Genomic DNA, 1,923 nt, shown 5'->3' with positions numbered 1-1,923 from the left:
GGCGGTTGAACAAGGTGGACTTGCCGACGTTCGGTCGGCCCACCAGGGCGATTACGGGAACCATGCGGCTCTCCACTTCGTTATTTCAGAAAATACAAAAGCCGCTGCGAGGCAGCGGCTGGTGCTCGGGGCAACACTGTGGGAGTGAACAGGTTCACTTCCACTAGTGAAGCTGCCTGGGGTGTTATCCCCAAGCATAGTTGTTACTTGATGGTCAGGGCTTCCAGTTTGCCGCTGTTGCCATACACATAAATCGTGTCACCCACCACCAGCGGACGGGCACGCAGGCCGTCGCTGTCGATGCGCTCACGGCCGACGAAACGGCCGTCAACCTGACTCAACAGGTGCAGATAACCTTCCAGGTCACCCACTGCTACATAGCTGGAGAACACTTCCGGAGCCGACAGTTGACGGCGAGCCAGCGAATCGTTGCTCCACAATGCTGTGGTGGAACGCTCGTCGACGCCTTCAACAGTGCCCGAAGACAGGCTCACGTAAACGCTGCCGAAACCCTGAGCAATACCCGCGTAGCTCGACGCATCGCGCTGCCAGAGTTGACGACCGCTTTCCAGATCCAGTGCCGCGACGCGACCCTGATAGCTGGCAACGTACAGGGTGCCGCCGGACAACAGCAGACCGCCGTCGATGTCGACCACGCGCTCCAGTTCCGAACGACCTTGCGGAATCGCAATACGTTGTTCCCAGACCGGCACGCCGTTGGAAATATCCAGGGCGACAACTTTACCGGTCGACAGGCCAGCCACCGCGAGGCGGTTGGTAACCAGCGGAGCACTGGTGCCACGCAGGGTCAGAACGGCCGGGGTGCTGTCATACACCCAGCGCTGAGTACCGGTGGAGGCATCCAGACCGATCAGACGATCGTCCTGAGTCTGCACAACCACCACGTCGCCGTTGTTGGCCGGCGGCGCAAGGACTTCGCTGTTGACGCGAGCGCGCCACTTCTCTTCACCATTGCTGGCGTCCAGAGCGACGACTTCGCCACGCAGCGTACCGATCAGAACCAGACCGTAACCTACGCCAACGGCGCCGGAGACAGGCAGTTCAAGGTCTTGCTTCCACTTCACGTCGCCGTTGCTGCGATCCATGCCCATTACTACGCCGGTCACATCGGCCGCGTAGATGGTGTCACCGTCGATCGCCGGCACCAGCATGTTATAGGTTTCGCCCTGACCGTCACCGATCGAACGACTCCACTGCTTTTGCAGAACCACTTCTTCTTTGAAGTCGGTCAGTTCAGCCGGTGGCAATTCTTTTTTGCTGTTGCTGCTGCAACCCGCGGCCAGAAGGGCCAGAGCCAGCAATGCTGCATGCTTCCAACGGATCACGTCACGCATCCCCTTTGGCCAGGTCGTCGAGCTTGATTTGAAGGCCACCGACCGCCGCTTCATCCGACAGTGCTGCCTTGGCTTTTTGATACGCCTTGTTCGCGTCATCGGTACGGCCCAGCTGCACCAGCAGGTCGCCCTTGAGTTCTTCGCGAGTGGCCAGGAACGCTTTGTCGGCGTCGCCGTCGAGCAGTTTCAGACCGTCTTCAGCTTTGTTCAACGCACCCAAAACCTGTGCCAGACGCTGACGGGCGATTTCGCCCAGCGCCGGGTTTGCCGGTTTGTCGACGATGGCTTTCAGCTCGGTCGCAGCGTCGTCCAGCTTGCCGCTGTCGACCGCCACTTTGGCGACGAACAGGCTGCCGTACTGCGCGTAGGCAGTACCGCCGAATTCGCTGTTGAGCTTGCCGGCCAGATCCGCAACGCGGGCAGCATCAGGTTTGCCGTCAGGCGTCAGCGTGGTTTCCAGCAATTGCTGATAGAGCACCGAGGCGCCTTGCGACTGGTTGCCCTGATATTTGTGATAAGCCTGCCAGCCGAACACGATGACCAGCGCCAACAGGCCGCCGGTGACCAG

3 protein-coding genes are annotated in these 1,923 nt (G+C 60.2%); all 3 read right to left on the bottom strand.

Features of this window, described 5'->3' with window-relative positions:
* Positions 1 to 64: GTPase (locus ACIP1X_RS28785; RefSeq protein ID WP_400755962.1), on the bottom strand; the 64-nt coding region annotated here is incomplete at its 3' end.
* A 139-nt stretch (positions 65 to 203) separates the two neighbouring features.
* Positions 204 to 1,355 (bottom strand): outer membrane protein assembly factor BamB, encoded by a 1,152-nt coding sequence (bamB, locus tag ACIP1X_RS28780; RefSeq protein WP_053123522.1) that lies wholly within the window; start codon positions 1,353 to 1,355, stop codon positions 204 to 206.
* On the bottom strand, positions 1,348 to 1,923 hold a 576-nt coding region (locus ACIP1X_RS28775), incomplete at its 5' end, for a tetratricopeptide repeat protein (protein WP_400755961.1). The genes ACIP1X_RS28775 and bamB, both read right to left, overlap by 8 nt.

This window comes from Pseudomonas sp. NPDC088885 (assembly GCF_044750025.1).
Lineage (GTDB): Bacteria > Pseudomonadota > Gammaproteobacteria > Pseudomonadales > Pseudomonadaceae > Aquipseudomonas > Aquipseudomonas rustica.
The sequence above is the reverse complement of the archived record's forward strand: the minus strand, read 5'-3'. Positions and strand labels throughout refer to the sequence as shown.